Consider the following 1,660-nt stretch of genomic DNA (forward strand, 5'->3'; position numbering starts at 1 on the left):
AGAAAGACCTGTCTTACGAACCAATAGCAAACTCAGTGAGCATTACGCTAAAGCCGATAAAATAACGAAAAATAGGTAGATCGCAACGAATGCACCGCCGCCGCTCTCACCTGCTGTGTAAGGGAACTTCCATATATTGCCTAAACCGACCGCAGAGCCTGCGGCTGCCATTACGAAGCCTAGTTTAGACCCCAWCGTGTCCACGTGGTGCTGCACTTGTATTACTCATATCCACGCTCTATCTCCAAAAAATATGTTGTGTTTGCATCCAGATGAGCGTCTAAATAGGTTATGTACAAAATTTTTTACACACGAACATTGTTCGCTTGACGTCATCCTGCTAGCAAGTAAAACATGTTAGAATAAAATTGGAAGCCCGAACAGTCTATTTCCCACCTTATCTTTCATTATCGCGATTAAGTGCTGATTTTTCACCACAAACACCTCATCAACCTTAATTTTACAAAATATTTACAACTTTCGCTATATGAACTCGGTTCTCTATTGAGGCTGCTATTTCTAATTTCTCTATTTCAGCTTACTATCTGAATCGTTTACTAGTTTCTACGAGATAGCGATGGACTAAGTTCTACCATTTCTCACCCTCGCAGGGATCGGACTTTATTGGGTTCTGATTGCTGGTGTGACGTTCCGTGTCGTGTTAAAGCGTCGTGCCGTGAGCGTTTCGCTCGCATGGCTAATGATCATTTACATTCTCCCAGTGCTTGGCGTGCGCCTGCTATTTTCTGTTTGGTGAGCTCAATCTCGGCCGAAACGAGCTGAGCGTGCAAAAGAGATGTTCACTCCTTTCGCCACTTGGTTCTCTCAGTTAAATGACTGTCAAGCTCACACGCCTGAATCGATGGGACGCCATATCTATCGTATTGACGAGTTGTGCAACACCCGTCTTGGTTTGCCAGCGCTGAGTGGCAACACGCTTTCACTGCAACGTTCACCTGAAGAAATTCTTCACTCTATTATTCGTRATAATTGAAAGGCAGCAAAGCTCGATTCGTATGGTGTTTTACATCTGGCATCCCGGTGGTTTAGCGGATTCTGTCGCTTCCGCGCTTATCCAAGCCGCCAAACGAGGAGTGGATGTCAAACTGTTGCTTGATTCCGCTGGCAGCCCACGATTTTCCGCAGCCATTGGCATCATAGAGTGGTCAATGCAGGCATTCAGGTAGTACAAGCTTTAGAAGTCAGTCCGTGGCGTATTTCCTACGTCGCCTCGATTTAAGACAGCACCGAAAAATCATCGTTATCGACGATGAGATTGCCTACACAGGTTCAATGAATTTGGTCGACCCCGCCTACTTCAAACAAAGCAGCGGCGTTGGACAATGGGTGGATATCATGGTGCGTTTGACRGGCCCAACAGTGAACGTACTATCTGCAATCCACTGCTGGGACTGGGAAGTGGAAACTGGGGCGCGCCAACTCCCCCGGTTACCTGAATGCCCATTAGACTCGACGCAATACCAAAACCCAATTCAAGTAGTTCCATCGGGCCCCGGCATGCCGGAGAACTTGATTTCTCAAGTGTTGATTCTCGCCATCAACCAAGCAAATCACTCGGTTACCATCACCACTCCTTACTTCGTACCTAGCCTTAATTTGCTGGATACCTTAAAATGAACCGCCCACGTGGACATCGCGT

Annotated in this window: 2 pseudogenes; one reads left to right on the plus strand and one right to left on the minus strand. The window is 46.7% G+C overall.

Annotated features, from left to right (window positions below):
- Positions 1-229, minus strand: a pseudogene (locus CIK04_RS30090) (sodium-dependent transporter); the annotation flags it as partial.
- Positions 230-613: 384 nt separating this feature from the next.
- On the opposite strand from CIK04_RS30090, the pseudogene cls reads away from it, so the two are divergent.
- A pseudogene (gene cls / locus CIK04_RS30095) lies at positions 614-1,635 on the plus strand (cardiolipin synthase); the annotation flags it as partial.
- Positions 1,636-1,660 lie beyond the last annotated feature (25 nt).

The organism is Vibrio sp. 03_296, assembly GCF_002265885.1.